The sequence below is a fragment of the Lysinibacillus sp. EB271-A1-10B genome, assembly GCF_058791335.1.
Map to the genome: position 1 here is coordinate 65949 of NZ_JBYTDL010000001.1, position 15738 is coordinate 81686.

Annotated in this window: 16 protein-coding genes; 5 read left to right on the plus strand and 11 right to left on the minus strand. The window is 36.4% G+C overall.

Features of this window, described 5'->3' with window-relative positions; all coding sequences use genetic code 11:
- Window positions 1-136 precede the first annotated feature (136 nt).
- The 4 genes from AC3WSK_RS00365 to queF all read right to left on the minus strand — a co-directional run bounded on the left by AC3WSK_RS00365 (window position 137) and on the right by queF (window position 3929).
- Window positions 137-2242: a DUF2339 domain-containing protein gene (locus AC3WSK_RS00365; protein ID WP_492411388.1), complete on the minus strand. Its 2106-nt coding sequence runs from the start codon at window positions 2240-2242 to the stop codon at window positions 137-139.
- Between the two features lie 98 nt (window positions 2243-2340).
- Window positions 2341-2592: a phage holin gene (locus AC3WSK_RS00370; RefSeq protein ID WP_427482680.1), complete on the minus strand. Its 252-nt coding sequence runs from the start codon at window positions 2590-2592 to the stop codon at window positions 2341-2343.
- Window positions 2593-2793: 201 nt separating this feature from the next.
- Complete coding sequence (locus tag AC3WSK_RS00375) at window positions 2794-3429, minus strand: queuosine precursor transporter (protein WP_079560603.1); 636 nt, start codon at window positions 3427-3429, stop codon at window positions 2794-2796.
- Entirely contained in the window at window positions 3429-3929 is a 501-nt protein-coding gene (queF, locus tag AC3WSK_RS00380; protein ID WP_049668571.1) for a preQ(1) synthase, read from the minus strand. The genes AC3WSK_RS00375 and queF overlap by 1 nt, the downstream gene beginning before the upstream one ends.
- A gap of 276 nt (window positions 3930-4205) precedes the next feature.
- Here queF and AC3WSK_RS00385 point away from each other — a divergent pair, with 276 nt between their 5' ends.
- The 3 genes from AC3WSK_RS00385 to AC3WSK_RS00395 are packed head-to-tail and all read left to right on the plus strand — an operon-like array spanning window position 4206 to window position 6112.
- Window positions 4206-4565, plus strand: a complete 360-nt coding sequence (locus tag AC3WSK_RS00385; protein WP_079560601.1) for a GntR family transcriptional regulator — start codon at window positions 4206-4208, stop codon at window positions 4563-4565.
- Window positions 4566-4568: 3 nt separating this feature from the next.
- Window positions 4569-5435, plus strand: coding sequence for an ABC transporter ATP-binding protein (locus AC3WSK_RS00390; RefSeq protein WP_492411391.1), 867 nt, complete (start codon window positions 4569-4571; stop codon window positions 5433-5435).
- The gene (locus AC3WSK_RS00395; protein ID WP_079560596.1) at window positions 5432-6112 is read left to right on the plus strand and encodes a hypothetical protein; all 681 of its coding nucleotides are present in this window, start codon (window positions 5432-5434) and stop codon (window positions 6110-6112) included. Before AC3WSK_RS00390 ends, AC3WSK_RS00395 begins: the two co-directional genes overlap by 4 nt.
- An 81-nt stretch (window positions 6113-6193) precedes the next feature.
- Here the strand turns inward: AC3WSK_RS00395 and AC3WSK_RS00400 are convergent, their stop codons facing one another.
- Both AC3WSK_RS00400 and AC3WSK_RS00405 read right to left on the minus strand, forming a co-directional pair.
- On the minus strand, window positions 6194-6751 hold the full coding sequence (locus tag AC3WSK_RS00400; protein WP_079560594.1) for a hypothetical protein: 558 nt from the start codon (window positions 6749-6751) through the stop codon (window positions 6194-6196).
- 179 nt (window positions 6752-6930) lie between these two features.
- Window positions 6931-8286, minus strand: a complete 1356-nt coding sequence (locus AC3WSK_RS00405) for a YjiH family protein (protein WP_427482767.1) — start codon at window positions 8284-8286, stop codon at window positions 6931-6933.
- Between the two features lie 560 nt (window positions 8287-8846).
- Between AC3WSK_RS00405 and AC3WSK_RS00410 the strand changes: the two genes are divergently transcribed.
- Window positions 8847-9296, plus strand: a complete 450-nt coding sequence (locus tag AC3WSK_RS00410) for a CotD family spore coat protein (protein WP_240518227.1) — start codon at window positions 8847-8849, stop codon at window positions 9294-9296.
- Between the two features lie 395 nt (window positions 9297-9691).
- Here AC3WSK_RS00410 and AC3WSK_RS00415 read toward each other — a convergent pair whose 3' ends face one another.
- Complete coding sequence (locus AC3WSK_RS00415) at window positions 9692-10819, minus strand: S-layer homology domain-containing protein (RefSeq protein ID WP_492411394.1); 1128 nt, start codon at window positions 10817-10819, stop codon at window positions 9692-9694.
- An 85-nt stretch (window positions 10820-10904) separates the two neighbouring features.
- Here AC3WSK_RS00415 and AC3WSK_RS00420 point away from each other — a divergent pair, with 85 nt between their 5' ends.
- Complete coding sequence (locus tag AC3WSK_RS00420) at window positions 10905-11210, plus strand: hypothetical protein (RefSeq protein WP_492411396.1); 306 nt, start codon at window positions 10905-10907, stop codon at window positions 11208-11210.
- A 155-nt stretch (window positions 11211-11365) separates the two neighbouring features.
- On the opposite strand, the gene AC3WSK_RS00425 is transcribed toward AC3WSK_RS00420, so the two are convergent.
- From AC3WSK_RS00425 to AC3WSK_RS00440, 4 genes are all read right to left on the minus strand, one after another.
- Window positions 11366-11671, minus strand: coding sequence for a hypothetical protein (locus AC3WSK_RS00425; RefSeq protein WP_427482670.1), 306 nt, complete (start codon window positions 11669-11671; stop codon window positions 11366-11368).
- A gap of 241 nt (window positions 11672-11912) precedes the next feature.
- On the minus strand, window positions 11913-13247 hold the full coding sequence (gene glnA, locus AC3WSK_RS00430) for a type I glutamate--ammonia ligase (protein ID WP_079560586.1): 1335 nt from the start codon (window positions 13245-13247) through the stop codon (window positions 11913-11915).
- An 83-nt stretch (window positions 13248-13330) separates the two neighbouring features.
- Complete coding sequence (locus tag AC3WSK_RS00435) at window positions 13331-13705, minus strand: MerR family transcriptional regulator (RefSeq protein ID WP_079560583.1); 375 nt, start codon at window positions 13703-13705, stop codon at window positions 13331-13333.
- Window positions 13706-14263: 558 nt separating this feature from the next.
- Complete coding sequence (locus tag AC3WSK_RS00440; RefSeq protein WP_427482668.1) at window positions 14264-15514, minus strand: methionine gamma-lyase family protein; 1251 nt, start codon at window positions 15512-15514, stop codon at window positions 14264-14266.
- Window positions 15515-15738 lie beyond the last annotated feature (224 nt).

Consider the following 15738-nt stretch of genomic DNA (forward strand, 5'->3'; position numbering starts at 1 on the left):
TCAATTGCTAAAATATGTAGATCAAGCTAAGTTTAAAAAGCGATTAGATATAAAAAAACCGTTTACCATAAAATAAAGGTAAACGGTTTTAATGTTGTTTTATTGCAACTCCATGCTTTAGATCAATATTATTTATTTATTTCTTCAACAACCTACCCGACAACAACAACCCAATCCCACCTATCAAAATAAACAGGACAGCTCGTATTAATAAGTCTAAAGCGGATAAATCAAAGAATATAAGCTTAATAAACGCAATCACTAAAATAACAAACCCTGTTAGGCGTAATGTTTGTAAGTTACGCACAGTGCTAAGCCATAGTGAGATACTGGCTGTCAGGAATAATGTGATCGTTGAAAAGGCAATGCTTAGTTTCCAATCTAGCAAACTATTATAGGAAAGTTGATGGATAAGACCCCAAACCGATATCATCGTAAGCACAACGCCTGCACTTACAACTTGGTCTAGAAGTTTCTCTGCTTGCTCTTGATAGATTTGGTAAATGCGGCCCTTCATCAGTACATCAATCATTATTGCTATGATCACAGCAATATACACGATTCTTGTTACTATATTTAGCCACTCGATACCTTGCATATTGTATGGAATAATTTCAAGCATTACGGTGAAGAGAACGAAAAACCCACCAAGGACTGGCGTTAATGCACGCCCCTTGTATTTTATTGGTACTAAAAGTGATCCCGCGAAAAGTAAAGCTAGGATTAAACACGTTAAATGCGGGATATTACCAACACTTGCAAAGTACAATTCATCCAGCTTTCCGATATAGGCTAAGAAATAACCAGCCGTAATAACTGCTAAAATATCAATCACATATATTTCCTTCATAAACTTTTCGAAGGATGTCAGTGTCTCTTTTGGACGTCTCGCATATACATAAATAATTAGGAGATATATTCCCGGCATTATTAAGCTAATATGATCTATGCTGAAGAACGGTGTCGGCTCATGAATAATAAAGTTTAAAGCGACTGTAATTGTAAATGAAAATGAGCCGACAACCTTCATCATACTTGCTCGTAATCGTAAACTCATCATAACACCTGCAAAGGTGATGAACGGGATGAGCAATTGATCTACTTCCCCTGGTAAATTCATAACTAGCAGCGTATTACATAGTGTAATAAATGCGAGTGTTACGGCACTATCAAATGCCTCCTGCCATTTTTGCTTATAGCCATAACCCGCTACAGCTGCAAACAAGCTGATTACTATGAGTAATAGTGCTTCGCTATATTCAATTGGTCTAATAATAAAGTTCAGGAGTAATAAACTAAAAGTTCCTAGACTGAATTGGAGTCCGACATGAATATTTTTCAGTTTAGACTCTGCATTATATAATCGGCACCAACTAGTGTAAAAAATAGTTAGAACAACAAGGAAACCTATTGCAAAAACAACTCGGTTGTCATGGTTCATAAACGCTATAATGCTGACAGCTAGCAAAGAGAAAAAGGTTGCTAGATAGAATGCCAACTTCTGCTTGTGTTGAAGAATGACAAATTGCAGCATCATAAATAGCACAACCACATAGATTAAGATGATAACAGGACTAAAATCCATATATTCTAGTAAATATGGTAGTAATAATGATGTAAAGGCTACAAATATTGTGAGTACTTCGTTTTTCTTCAAGTAGCTAATAACAATACCGTAGCCGATATAAACAACGGCAATAACAAGTGCCATCGTTAAACCTATGATTTCATACAATATCGCACTTGCGGCAGTTGTTAATATCCCAACAATAAATGCACCACCGTATAAAGAAATTGTTATAGCCGATGATCCTGTTTTTTTACGCTCTAACACATAAGCTATTACTGCTAAGGCAAGAGATAATACGTAGGCAAGGATAATTTTAACTTCGTTCGCTAAATAGTCATAATCACTAACAAGCTTAAGTCCCCAAAGTACCCCCATCACTAAAATGACCATAAATAATTTTGGAAGTGCCCACATAATACGCTCTTCCAATGTTCGCTGTGGTTGCACCTTTTCTTCTGGATTTGTCATTATTTTCGGCTTTGGTTCCAAGCTTGAATTTGGCTTTAGGATTTGCGCTGGTTTTGGTTCAAATTGATCAGCCATGGATTGCCTAGCACTCAAGGCGCTTGATTTTCCAACAGGTTGTTGACGTTTTAAGCCTTCTAATTCCTGCCGCAAATCCATCATTTCCTGCTCGAGCTTGGCAACCCTCTGCTCCATTTCAAGCGACATTCAATCGTCCTCCCTACTTTATCTTTATCAATTTTTTATCATTATAACACATTTATCCAAAATGTAAAATTACACTTTTAATTTATTTCCACCCTTTTTTATCTAGGTCTTCTATACATCAAAGCACGTTGACTATCACTGGTTCCCCGTGTTGTAGGATCTACGACAACTCCTAATAAAGCGAAGATGGATAATACGGTATTTAAGATGGTCATTCCCTGCTCACTCATTGCACTCGTTAAATCATAGCCAAAAATAGCTGCTACTTGCTGCGCGAGTAATACAATCAACGAAAATAGTGCAAGTAAAAATGGTTTATGCTGAAAACGGATCTTCCAGTTAATTCTCATAATTGCTCACCTCCCTTTCTTATCCACAGTATATGCTCGGCCGTAACGTTACACATATGCAAAAATGGAGCTATAAACTTGGATAAAAGAGGTGCTATTAAATAATATTCGATTACGAGAGCACTATTAACTTTCGACAGAAGAATTATGTCCCTCTCTTCCATCGGGTTATTTAAAGAACGGAATGTTAAAAAAGCCATCTCAGTAATGAGATGGCTCGATGCTTTTAAGTTTATCAAATTTCCGTGCAACGTAAACTAACCCATAAACAAGTGGTGTTGCAACAATGGACGCCAAAAATTTAAATATATACTGTGTGATAAATAATGTCAGTAACACCTTAAATGGCATTATTCCAAAAAAGGCTATCGTAATAAATAATGCCGTATCGATGAGTTGGCTTAGCATCGTAGAAGCATTGTTTCGAAGCCAAAGCTTTCCGTCTCCATGCTTTTCTTTAAATTTACTAAATATCACTACATCCAAGTTAACACTGACCGAATAGGCTACAAGACTTGCAATAATGACACGCATACTACCGCCGAGAATTGTCTCAAACTCCTGCTGATGGACAAAGGCTTGTGCAGGTGGTAGTTCAATGGCTATAGCGATAAAGAATACCGCAAACACTTGAGCAATAAGCCCTGTTCTAACCGTGCGACCACCCGCTTCCTTACCATATACCTCGCAAATTACATCAATAAGCGGATACGTAAAAATAATTAAAATCGCAGCGGCTGGAAGCACCATCCATTCACCTATACTAAACACTTTAACAGCTAAAACATTAGCTAAAATTAAAAAGCCAACAAACAATCCATTTAAATAGTAAAGCATCAGCGGTTATCCACCTTTTCCGGATACATATCGTGGTTCATCAAACGGTGCTCCGCCATTTTTTCATATTTTGTGCCTGGTCGGCCATAGTTACACCAAGGATCAATGGACAAGCCACCACGCGGCGTAAACTTACCCCATACTTCAATATAGCGCGGTTCAATCAGCTTAATTAAATCATTCATGATGATGTTGACACAATCCTCATGGAAGTCCCCGTGATTACGGAAACTAAATAAATATAGCTTTAATGATTTACTCTCGACTAGTTTTTTATCTGGAATAAAAGAAATATACATTGTCGCAAAGTCAGGCTGCCCTGTCATTGGACATAGACTTGTGAATTCCGGGCAATTAAACTTTACAAAAAAATCGTTTTTCGTATGCAAATTGTCGACTGCTTCAAGTATTTCCGGTGAGTATTCAAATAAATACTTTGTATTTTGGTTCCCAAGGAGTGTTAAATCCTGTAAACCTTGCTCTTCATTTCTTCCTGCCATAAAAAATGCCTCCTCAAATTGTGAGAAGTCCATTGCGTGAAACCAAATAAAAAAAAATCGCCATATCCGCATTTTGGGATATGGCGTAGATGACGTCATCCATAGTTTTTTATAGAGGGTATGCGCTATGAACCTCTTTCTTATTCGCTAGTTATAATAACTTAATGAACGCATTCAGTCAACTAAATTTTTCACAATATGGAATTGACAAAATTACCCTTGCGTTATATAGTTAGTTACACAAGTAATTAACCAATCAACAAAAGGAGGGGAATTGTGATTCACTCTTTAAACAATGAAAAGCCCATTTTCCAACAAATTCGCGAACGAATAGAGGATGGAATTTTAGATGGACACCTACAACCCGAAGATCGCATTCCATCCACAAATGAATTTGCAAAGGAATATCAAATTAATCCTGCAACAGCTGGAAAGGGCGTGAACGAATTAGTGGACAAAGGCGTAATTTATAAAAAACGTGGCGTCGGCATGTTTGTGAGTACTGATGCTCGTGAATTATTAATTGCAGAGCGTAAGGAAAATTTTTTTCAGCAACATATAGAGCCGTTAAAGAAAGAAGCAATAAGATTAGGTATCTCAGATAAAGAATTACAAAATATGTTACAGAGGGGTTAACCTATGAAAATCGAAGTGAAAAATGTTAGTAAATCATATAGACATAAGGAAGCTTTAAAAAATATCTCTTTTACAATTGAAGGACTAAAAATCATTGGATTTTTGGGTCATAATGGCGCTGGTAAAACAACATTCTTAAATTTATTATCAGGACTTATTTCTACAACTAAGGGAAACATATCTGTCAATGGAGAAAATGTTTTCAATGTACCTTTAACTTTACGTGATATTTGTTTTGTTGCAGAGAATGGAAACTTTCAAGAGGAAATGACAATTGCACAAACGTTAAAGGCGAATAGCTTCTTTTATCCAAACTGGGATGGAGAGCTCGCAATGGAGCTACTAGAAGTTTTTGCTCTAAATCCAAAAGATAAGGTTCGCAGTTTATCAAAAGGAATGGTGTCTGCGTTAGGCATTATTACAGGCTTTGCGAGTAACGCAGGGATTACAATCTTTGATGAACCTTATATCGGACTTGATGTAGCTGCCCGAAATACTTTTTATGATTTATTGATTGAACAACAAACCGACAATCCAAGACTCTTTATATTGTCTACACATTTAATTGATGAAGCAAGTAAGCTATTTGAGGAAATACTTATTTTACACGAAGGACAATTACTGCTTCAGAAAACCGTGGAGGAATGGCATGAGCATATTGTAGCAGTAAAAGGTAATCCTTCTGATGTTGAGCAGGCAATTAATGGACTAAAGAGTATTTATAAGCATACATTTATGCAGGAGCTAACTGCAATTGTCTTCACTGATGGTCAATCCATTGAAGGACAGAATATTATGCTTGAACCTGTTTCATTACAGGATATGTTAGTGTATTTAAGTAAACAGCAGAAAGCGAGGACTATTAAATGAATACAGTAAAGGGAAGCTTGTATGTATTATTTCAAAGCTATAAAAAGCAAATTTTAATTTTTTGGAGCATTTTATTTTCAATCGTCCTATTGTCGTTATTCTTAGAAGCTTTTTTTAACCTGTATATTTATAATTTTTACATCATGATTTCTATACCTGTTTATATCTTCTCCAGTATCATGGCTGCAAAGTTACTAAATAAAACGTTATCCTATTTTTTAAGGCTTGGTTTATGTCGCTTGCAATTTATGTTCAATGTGGGGCTCTTTTTTATCTGTTGGAGCCTAGTAAGTGCCTTCATAATTGGTTGTACACAAAAAATACTTACTAACGTCTCTAACATATTCATTATCCATCCTATTTTACTTTTTAATAATTCCCCATCATTTTTACAAATGATGGCATTGGATACCGTTTTACTGCTCTTGTTCCTAACAGCAGGACTTTTATTGAATGTTGTCTTTTATCGCTTGGGAACTCTGGGCGGTTACAGTTTTATAGGGTTACTCGTCTTAATTCCGATTGTTACAATCATATTCAAATGGTATTCTCCTTTGTTTGACCTACTATCAAATATATCTAGCTTCGCTCTATTAAGTGGTTTATTAGTTTTTAGTGTATTACTCTACTCTATCATAACAATGGCGATCCGAAATGCTTCTGTCAATCCAGCATAATTATTGAGGCTATTCGGCATACTTTCAAAAAAAATGATGCCAAGACCAAAAAACTATAGGTCTTGGCATTTTCTAGCTGAATTAACCCCGTTCATCCTCTAACGTTGTATAGTCAATGGAATTAGCAATGTCAACTAACACTTCAGGTGTCACCTTATTTGAAACTCTTTTATCAATCCACAGCATATATTGCCAATCTTCTCTTTCGAAAGCAAGTACATGAAAACCCGAGACTTCCATATAGATTGAAGTCGTTCCCTTTTTCAATACGAAAGTCTTTACTACACTTTCCTTTTTAACTGGAAACTTATACTGAATAGGTCGAACCGTTATTTTATAATGATGTTCAGGAAGTTGATTATTAACAAATGTAACTTCAAAAAAATCGTTCATGTCACCATCTAGATCATTAAACCGACCAAAATGATGTGTAAAACTAATAGGAGGTACTCGAAGTGGTAGCTTTAGTCCTTGATGAAAGTGCCGTTCGAAATCGTAGGCAGCTCCTTCAACCGTTTTATAGCCTATTTCAGGATAGACCTCTTCATACGAACTAGGTGAGTCTTTTATATAGGCATCACTAGGTTGAGAAAATAACAAATAACAAGAACTTAAGCAGAGAGAAAAAATTCTGTCCATTTTATCACCTCAGTATCATCACTTTAAACGTAGTTTTTCCCAATTCAATGAATTTATGTGCAAGTTATATTATGTTCACTGAATTCCTTTTTATAGATATTCTCCTTTTTCGCGCGTACTTTAATAAAGAAAAAAGCAATTGTTCGCATTAGTGAAATTCGAACAATTGCCTTTTTAATCTAAAAGAGTATATGTGCAACTAATGCTGCGATTGGTAGTGAAATAATCGTACGAATTAAGAAAATAATTACTAGATCTAAAAATTTCAGTGGAATTTTTGTACCTAAAATAAGGCCACCGACTTCAGACATATAAATAAGCTGTGTAACAGAAACGACAGCAATCACAAATCGTGTCGTTTCAGCTTCAATTCCTGCTCCTAAAATTGAAGGTAAAAACATGTCAGCAAAGCCAACAACCATCGTTTGCGCTGCCTCAGCTGCCTCTGGTAAACCAAGTACTGTTAAAATAGGTTCAAACGGTTTTCCTAAAAATGCAAAAATATTAGTGAATTCAGCAAGCATTAAAGCAACCGTACCAAATGCCATAACGATCGGTGCTACACCAATCCATAAATCCAAGACATTTCTAGTCCCATCTTTCAAAAATTGACGTGGGTCACGATTTGCATGCGCAACGGCTAAAGCATTTTCTAAGCCGTGAGACACAGAATTATAGCCTTCAGGTAATTCCTCACGTGATAAATCTACTGGTGTACCGTCGATATAAGTGTCTTCTTTGTTAGCAAGTGGAAAAATTCGCGGCATAACAATCGCTAACACAAGACCGCAAAGTACAACCGTTAAGTAATATGGAATAAAATAGCGTGATAAATGCACTGTATCTAGTACTACGATACAGAATGTGATGGATACTACAGAAAAGCTCGTTGCAATAATGGCTGACTCTTTTTTCGTATAGTTCCCCATTTCATATTGCTTACTCGTCATAAGAACACCAATTGTTCCATCACCAACCCACGATGTAAGTGCATCAACTGATGAACGCCCAGGGCTTTTAAAGAGCGGACGCATGATTTTTACCATCATCGTTCCGAAAAATTCAAGCAATCCGAAGTTTGTTAAAAACGGTAATAGTAGGCCTGCAAATAAGAAAATCGTAAATAAAAATGTTACTAAACCACCGTCAGGATTCATTAATAATCCACCCGTATTTTCATTGTTAATCGCGGATGGTCCAAAATTAAACACGACCATTGAGGCAAATACTAAACCGATGACTCTTATAATTGTCCAAAACCAATTTACATAAAATAATGTATATAAAATACTAGATTCCTTTGCATTATTCCGAGGAACAAATTTGGCAATGAGTGAACCAATTGCCGAAATCGCAAATATAATTATAGTAAAGTAACTAATAATAGGTGCAACAAAACCTGCTAATAAATTTGCTAAAATAGCAATCGGAACTTTCCATCCATCTTCCGTTAAGACTGGTGTCATAAATAATAGAACACCAATAAGAGACGGAATTATGAAGAAAAAGTATGAAGAAGTAGGATATTTTTTCATCATTTAAAGCCTCATTTCTTTAGGTTTTTTCGAAGTTTTATACATCAAGCTTGTTAGGTACTTTAAAACCGCCAAGAAATGTATATCTGTATAAAGTTTTGCATTGAGTAGTTAATGAATGATCAAATAAAAAACATTCCTTTAAAAAGTAAGGAAGGAATGCCCAAACACTACTTTTTTATTATTAAAATCCTCAATGCATAAAGTTTTTTAGAATAATCACTATCACTCATTTTTATGAGCTAAAAAATATCGTAAACCTACGATACATCGGTTAATTCTACAACAAAATGCATTTTTATTCAATCTAAAATTTAATATTATTATTATTCTCTTCTAACATTATTTGCAATTCTTCTTTGTATCATTACTTTTCAACAAACCTCAATTTTACAGTGACTGACGACGTCTAAAATTTGGTGAACCCCTCCATTAATCATACCTATTTTGATTGCCTAAGAGATTTAACCAGCCCTTAATAGGCATACAAATAGACCATATCGTCTTTTATCTCATATGTTAATTATGAACCACAACTTATCAAAACAGGAGGTTTTACCATGGAAAGACATATGCAACATATGCAGCATATGCATCACATGCAGCATATGCATCACCATCATCATGCAAAAGGCCCGCATTGTTGTCCACCACTTACATGTCCAACTCAATATGAGCCGCCACATTGTTGTCCACCAGAGGATTATGTACGCACAAATTACATCCATACAGTTGTACCACATGTACAGCCAGCACATGTAACAACAGTTAATAAACATATAATTGATCATCAGTATCATTTCCCTTGCACTGAGTCTGTCGTGAATGAATGTTGTGAGACTCATACACTTTGCGAAATGCCACCTGAGCCTTGCCATATGCCACATCATCACCACCAACATCACCACATGGGACACCATCACCATCACATGGGGCATCATCATCACATGGGGCATCATCAACATCACCATCAGCAGCATATGCCGTGCCACCATCATATGGGCTATTAAAATAGATGCGATGAGGATACACTGTAATATTAAAGACAAGTAATTGTTATATCATAACTTGTTTATATTGTTGCAATTATTATAAAAATGTACATTACTAAATTTCAATTTTAGTAGTGTACATTTTATTTTTTGCTGCTTAACATTCCTACTAGGATTTTAAGAAAGTCTCTACACCATTTTTCAATAACGGCAAACCCATTCACTTACAACCCTATCTGTCACTCCAATTCTTCCGCGATTTCAATCATAGATTCATTTCCATTTAAGTATCGCTGGACTGCTTGAATCAATTTTCGGCATTTACTTTTGCCATAAAAAAACCCCCGTAAAAGTTAGATTGATGTCTAACTTTTACGGGGCGATTCAGAGAATTCCTTACGCTTTTTTTGTTCTTAGTTGATCTCAGTTTCTAATGTTTCTTTCCAATCTTGTTCATAGTCATCTTCATCAAGAACAACGTTATAAATTTTCCATTTACCATCATTACTTTTCTTAAGATGAGCAGTTCCTGATAAGTCAATTTTCATGTTAAAAGACATATCTGGCGCTGTCAAAGATATTTTATATACTAAGTTATCAATACGGACTTGAGCAAAATGATTATTTACAGATACAACTTTGATCGCATATTCACCAATCTGTTCCTTCTTGAATATAACATCTGATTCTTCAAACATACCTGCCATATCCAAACTATCAAGTGAATAAGCTAATTGGTAACCAATTGTCGTTTCACGATAAAGTGCTTCTAATGCTTTTAAGTCTTGTTGTTCAGTGAATTTCGTCTCATCTTTAATGTTACGATCAACTGCTTGAATGATCGCAAGTTGATCTCCATCTGTTTCGGGCTCTAGATGCAAGGCACGGTCAATCATCACGATAGCTTCAGCACGAGTTGCATCATTGTAAGGCTTGAAAACATTTCCGTACCCTTTGATAATTCCTACAGCTGCCGTTTTCACAACTGCTTCATAGGCGAAATTCCCCTTTGGTACATCTGGGAATACTTTTCCTGTTACTGAAAAATCAAGCTTTGACTCGAATGCACGGTAAATCATGACTGCCATTTCGTTACGTGTAATCTTGTCATTCGGTCGGAAAGTACCGTCTGGTTTACCATTGATAATGCCTTGACTACTAGCAACCTTAACAAACTCGTAATACCAATTCGCCGGTTTTACATCAGGGAACGATTTAACTGTTTCACCTGCACGTAAATTCATCGAATTCACTAAAATTTTAGTGAATTCAGCACGAGTAATCGGATTTTTTGGTTTTATAGAGACGGATGTATATTCATATTCCTCTCCATCTTCTTCAAACGATTCTGTTTCCACATATCCGTCTATGATATCCGAATACACAAAGCGTTCCAATTCATTGTATGCCCAATGATCGTAATCAACATCCTCCAAAAAATACATATCGATGGATTTTTCTGCTGCTGCTGCTTCTGCTGGCGAAACAGAAATAAGTCCAAACAATACAAGGGAAGATAAAAAAACATATAGTGCTTTCATTGGTTTGCTCCTACTTTCTTCTATTAAAATTTTACCAATAGACATAGTTTACATGACTGCTACAAATATATATAGAGTGCAAAATATGGAAATAAAGAAAGCTAGTCATATGCCTCATGAAAATCTGATGGAGGTTTTATTAGCTACCGATTTGGTTACATTAGAGGATCATTACGAACCGAAAAAGAAAGTATTTCAGGGAAAAGTGCATTTCCAGGGGGCGACGGGGTTTGATTATGAGGAAGAGCAAGGATTGTTGAATTCCTCTTTTAGTGAAATTGATTTTGAAATGGTCAATCAAATTGAAGTGGAACGATTAAAGAAAGAGGGGAAATTAGATAATTCGAAAGGTGAAAAAGGTTCGAGAGTTCTAATCACAAATAAAAGCTGAACTAATGCAGAAATTAGTTCAGCTTAAAAATAATTCGTTATAATGTTGTACATTTCATAAAGAATACTGATGTAACAAGCGAATTACTTAACCTCTTGACTTTTAATAAAATTGACTTCCTTATCGCTAAAAATGGTTGTTGAATGCATTTTTTATTAGTCTATGTATCTATTTATTTCTTCTTTTTGTAAAATTAGTAAATCTCTTAGTGACCAAATGAAGAATAGTAATGGTAAACCACTGATGATTAAAAACGGAAAAAGAGATGATGACATAGCACCAAGTAAAAACACTACTGGAAGAGTCGCGAGAAAAATCAAGAAATTAATCACACATGTAAATTTATAATACTTTAAAGAAGCTTCTTTAGGTTCTTTTTTTCTGAAAAAGATAAAAAAGATAATTTGATAAAGATAAAAAATTGATATACTTATAAATCCAAACGATGATACTATCTCCATTTAATTCACCTCTTTTAAAATAATAATGCACGTAGTCAAGTGTGTATAGGGCATATAAGAAAAACTTAAATATTTACGAATAACTTAGCTTTTATGTATTAATTTGCGTTCTTTTTATTATTTTGAAGACCTTCTTTTGATAAAATTTACTAAATTCTATCAGAAGATACCGCATAAAATGATGTACTTCCAGGCTAGGCGCACAAAAAAACGTTGGAGCATCATAGCCCCAACGTTTTAATTAGTACATTTTTAAATATTGATCGCGTTCCCATTGGTGTACTGTTGTACGGTACATGTCGAACTCGATTTCTTTTGCTTCTTTAAAGTTTGCATAAATATGCTCACCTAAAGCTGCTTGAGCTACTTCATCCTTAGCAAGTAATGCTAAAGCATCATCAAGCGCTGGTGGTAAGTTTGCGATACCATTCGCTTTACGCTCTTCATCAGACATCACGTAGATGTTTCGGTTAATAGCAGCTGGTGGTGTTAAGTTTCGACGGATCCCTTCAAGACCAGCTTCTAAAATAACAGCCATCGCTAAATACGGATTAGCAGATGGGTCCACAGAACGTACTTCTACACGAGTCGAAAGACCACGTGCTGATGGGATACGGATCAGTGGTGAACGGTTTTGAGCTGACCATGCTACATAACACGGCGCTTCATAACCAGGTACAAGACGTTTATAAGAGTTAACTGTTGGATTTGTCACAGCTGTGAAGCCTTGAACGTGAGAAAGGACACCTGCCATGAATTGCATTGCTGTTTCAGAAAGACCTAGTTCAGTAGATTCATCGAAGAATGCATTCTCTTTACCTTTAAATAATGAAACATTAAAGTGCATACCAGAACCCGCTTCACCGAATAATGGCTTCGGCATGAATGTAGCATGTAGACCGTGTTTACGTGCAATTGTTTTAACAACTAATTTGAACGTTTGAATATTGTCACAAGCTGTGATTGCGTCTGCATATTTGAAGTCGATTTCGTGTTGTCCAGGAGCTACCTCATGGTGAGATGCTTCAATTTCGAAGCCCATTTCTTCTAGCTCTAGTACGATATCACGACGGCAGTTTTCGCCAAGATCAGTTGGTGCTAAGTCGAAGTAACCACCGTGGTCGTTCACTTCTAGTGTCGGTTCACCTTTTGCATCTAATTTAAATAAGAAGAATTCTGGTTCAGGTCCTAAGTTGAAGCTTGAGAATCCCATATCTTCCATTTTCTTAAGGATACGTTTTAAGTTATTTCGTGGGTCACCAGCAAATGGCTCGCCTTTAGCAGTGTATACATCACAGATGAAACGTGCTACTTTCCCTTTTTCAGAAGTCCAAGGGAACACTACGAAAGAATCTAAATCAGGATGTAAATACATATCTGATTCTTCGATACGTACGAAGCCTTCAATGGATGAGCCATCAAACATCATTTTGTTTTCTAGTGCTTTGTCTAATTGGCTTACAGGAATCTCAACGTTTTTGATTGTGCCAAGAATATCTGTAAATTGTAGACGTATAAAGCTTACATTTTTTTCTTCGATTAGACGTTTAATGTCCTCTTTAGTGTATTTACCCACAGTTTTCCACACTCCTATAAATTGTCTAGCTTTTTATAATTACCCTACTCTATTAATAAAGACATGAATGATGTTGCCTTTTATTAATAGAATCGAGATAAATCCCCACGACGGATGGATGATTTTTGCATGCGCTGTGCTTGACGCACTTCTTCACGCATGATGTTACGTAATTCTGAGTCACTTAAATCACGCTCATCTGTTGAAACAGGTTCATTCTTTTTAGCGAACAGCTTTTTAATTTTCGCCATGTTCATACCCTGATCCAAATAATCTTTAATTTCCAGCAGTGTATCGACGTCATTTAATGAAAACATTCGACGGTTGCCTTCTGTTCGGTGCGGCTCAATTAAATGGTGTTCTTCATAATAACGAATCTGACGTGCCGAAAGCTCTGTCAATTGCATTACGATATTCATAGATAATAACGGCATAGTTCGTCTAATTTCACGACTCATTTAAGTTCCCCTCCAATACTCGCTAATCATATAACGAAAAATTTATAGTGTCAACCACTCATGTAAGCTTTCCTAACATTGATTAAAATATTTTTTGAAATGATGAAAAATTGTAAAAAACTATACTTCACATCCTAACGTGGGGTTGGTTTCCGTTCCGGCTTGGCGCTTTCCCGGGGACGTCCGATGAGCCGCTTCACTCGCGTTGCTCGCTCCAGGGTCTCGGGCCAACACGGTGTTGGTCACGAAGGCATTATCACGGGATGTGATGGTTTTAGCCTTCGTTCCTCTATCGCTAATCCCCAAGGAGTCGCCAAGCCTCCACTCCAATCAACTTATATCAATTTCGCCTTGTCGTAATTGCTTCCGGATTTTGAAGATCCGTGACATCCGCCGGAGGCTTTATCTCCATTCAGTAGGTGTTAGGATATTTCATCATGAAGTAGTCTTCTACTGAATGATGATAAATGGCATTCACTTTAAGAAGCTTCATCTTCAACTGTTCGTTCATAAGTAAAAAAACTATTCAAAAGGAGGTTTTGAATAGTTTTTCGTTACTTATTTTTGGATTTTTTGAACAGCACTACAAATAGCAAATTTTACGTGCTCGTATGTTAACCCACCTTGAATAAAGGCGGTAAATGGCGGACGAATAGGACCGTCTGCTGTGAGCTCAATGCTTGAACCTTGAATGAAAGTTCCAGCAGCCATGATGACATCATCTTCATAGCCAGGCATATACGCTGGCTCTGGTGCATAATGCGCATTAATTGGTGAGTTTGCTTGAATTTCACGGCAAAAAGCAATCATTTGTTCCGCCTTTTGGAAAGAAACCGATTGAATTAAATCCGTACGATTCGCATCATACCTTGGCGATGTATTCATGCCTATTTCTCCCAGCATAGCAGCTGTGAAAATGGCACCTTTTAATGCTTGAGATACAACATGTGGCGCGAGGAAAAATCCTTGATAGAAATCACCGAGCGTATTTAATGTTGCACCTGCCTCAGCACCAATACCTGGCGATGTCATACGGTAAGCACATTTTTCTACTAAATCTGCACGACCTGCAATATAACCACCAATTTTCGCTAAGCCTCCACCAGGATTTTTAATGAGCGAGCCTGCTATTAAATCCGCTCCAACCTCTGTCGGTTCTAGTGCCTCAACAAATTCTCCGTAGCAATTATCAACGAAAATAACTGCGTTCGGTGCTAATTCACGGATCTTTGCACACATTTCTGCAATTTGCGAAATAGTAAAGGATGGGCGTGTTGCATAGCCCTTCGAACGTTGGATAGCAATCATTTTTGTGTTTGCTGTAATTGCAGCTACAACACCTTCCCAATCGATCTCTTGATTATTCAATAAATCCACATGGCTATAACCGATTTTATAATCTTTTAACGAGCCAGTATCTTTATCGCCACCATCGACTATTGATTGCAACGTATCATACGGCTGCCCCGAAATATAAAGTAATTCATCACCAGGACGTAGTACTCCGAATAAGCTAAGTGTGATTGCATGTGTACCAGAAATAATTTGCGGACGCACAATAGCAGCCTCCGCTCCAAAAACCTCTGCATAAACACGTTCTAGATTGTCACGCCCTTCATCATCATAGCCATAACCGTTAGATGGGTGCAGATGATAATCACTTACTTGATGCTTTCGGAATGCAGCAAGCACTTTTTGTTGATTGAAGAACGCCATATCTTCTACCTTTGCATGAAAAGGGCGTACCTTATCTTCTATTTTAGCAGCTAATGCTAGTGTTTCTTCTAATAAATTGGTTGTAAAAGTCATTATGTTCTTCTCCATTTCACATTTGTTCAAATCTTATCTTAACAATTTGTGAGCTTGCCTGCAAAAATTGCTTGTGTTTCTAATTGCATTTAGGCGCTTAGTTAAATTAAAAACTATATCTATGCATTTCTGCTATAATTAGATACTTAATATCTGATAATTCCAAATCATAAGTCGATGCTTTCTTTGCTTCTGATACAAAAAAGAAGACTTTAATGTTTTCT

Excerpts from the sequence above, each read along its gene's own strand:
- AC3WSK_RS00420 (WP_492411396.1), top strand. The coding sequence starts at position 10,905 with ATGGAAATAAAGAAAGCTAGTCATATGCCTCATGAAAATCTGATGGAG.
- AC3WSK_RS00400 (WP_079560594.1), bottom strand. The coding sequence starts at position 6,751 with ATGGACAGAATTTTTTCTCTCTGCTTAAGTTCTTGTTATTTGTTATTT.
- AC3WSK_RS00415 (WP_492411394.1), bottom strand. The coding sequence starts at position 10,819 with ATGAAAGCACTATATGTTTTTTTATCTTCCCTTGTATTGTTTGGACTT.
- AC3WSK_RS00410 (WP_240518227.1), top strand. The coding sequence starts at position 8,847 with ATGGAAAGACATATGCAACATATGCAGCATATGCATCACATGCAGCAT.
- AC3WSK_RS00405 (WP_427482767.1), bottom strand. The coding sequence starts at position 8,286 with ATGAAAAAATATCCTACTTCTTCATACTTTTTCTTCATAATTCCGTCT.
- AC3WSK_RS00440 (WP_427482668.1), bottom strand. The coding sequence starts at position 15,514 with ATGACTTTTACAACCAATTTATTAGAAGAAACACTAGCATTAGCTGCT.
- AC3WSK_RS00365 (WP_492411388.1), bottom strand. The coding sequence starts at position 2,242 with ATGTCGCTTGAAATGGAGCAGAGGGTTGCCAAGCTCGAGCAGGAAATG.
- AC3WSK_RS00425 (WP_427482670.1), bottom strand. The coding sequence starts at position 11,671 with ATGGAGATAGTATCATCGTTTGGATTTATAAGTATATCAATTTTTTAT.
- AC3WSK_RS00395 (WP_079560596.1), top strand. The coding sequence starts at position 5,432 with ATGAATACAGTAAAGGGAAGCTTGTATGTATTATTTCAAAGCTATAAA.
- AC3WSK_RS00390 (WP_492411391.1), top strand. The coding sequence starts at position 4,569 with ATGAAAATCGAAGTGAAAAATGTTAGTAAATCATATAGACATAAGGAA.
- AC3WSK_RS00435 (WP_079560583.1), bottom strand. The coding sequence starts at position 13,705 with ATGAGTCGTGAAATTAGACGAACTATGCCGTTATTATCTATGAATATC.
- AC3WSK_RS00370 (WP_427482680.1), bottom strand. The coding sequence starts at position 2,592 with ATGAGAATTAACTGGAAGATCCGTTTTCAGCATAAACCATTTTTACTT.
- AC3WSK_RS00375 (WP_079560603.1), bottom strand. The coding sequence starts at position 3,429 with ATGCTTTACTATTTAAATGGATTGTTTGTTGGCTTTTTAATTTTAGCT.
- queF (WP_049668571.1), bottom strand. The coding sequence starts at position 3,929 with ATGGCAGGAAGAAATGAAGAGCAAGGTTTACAGGATTTAACACTCCTT.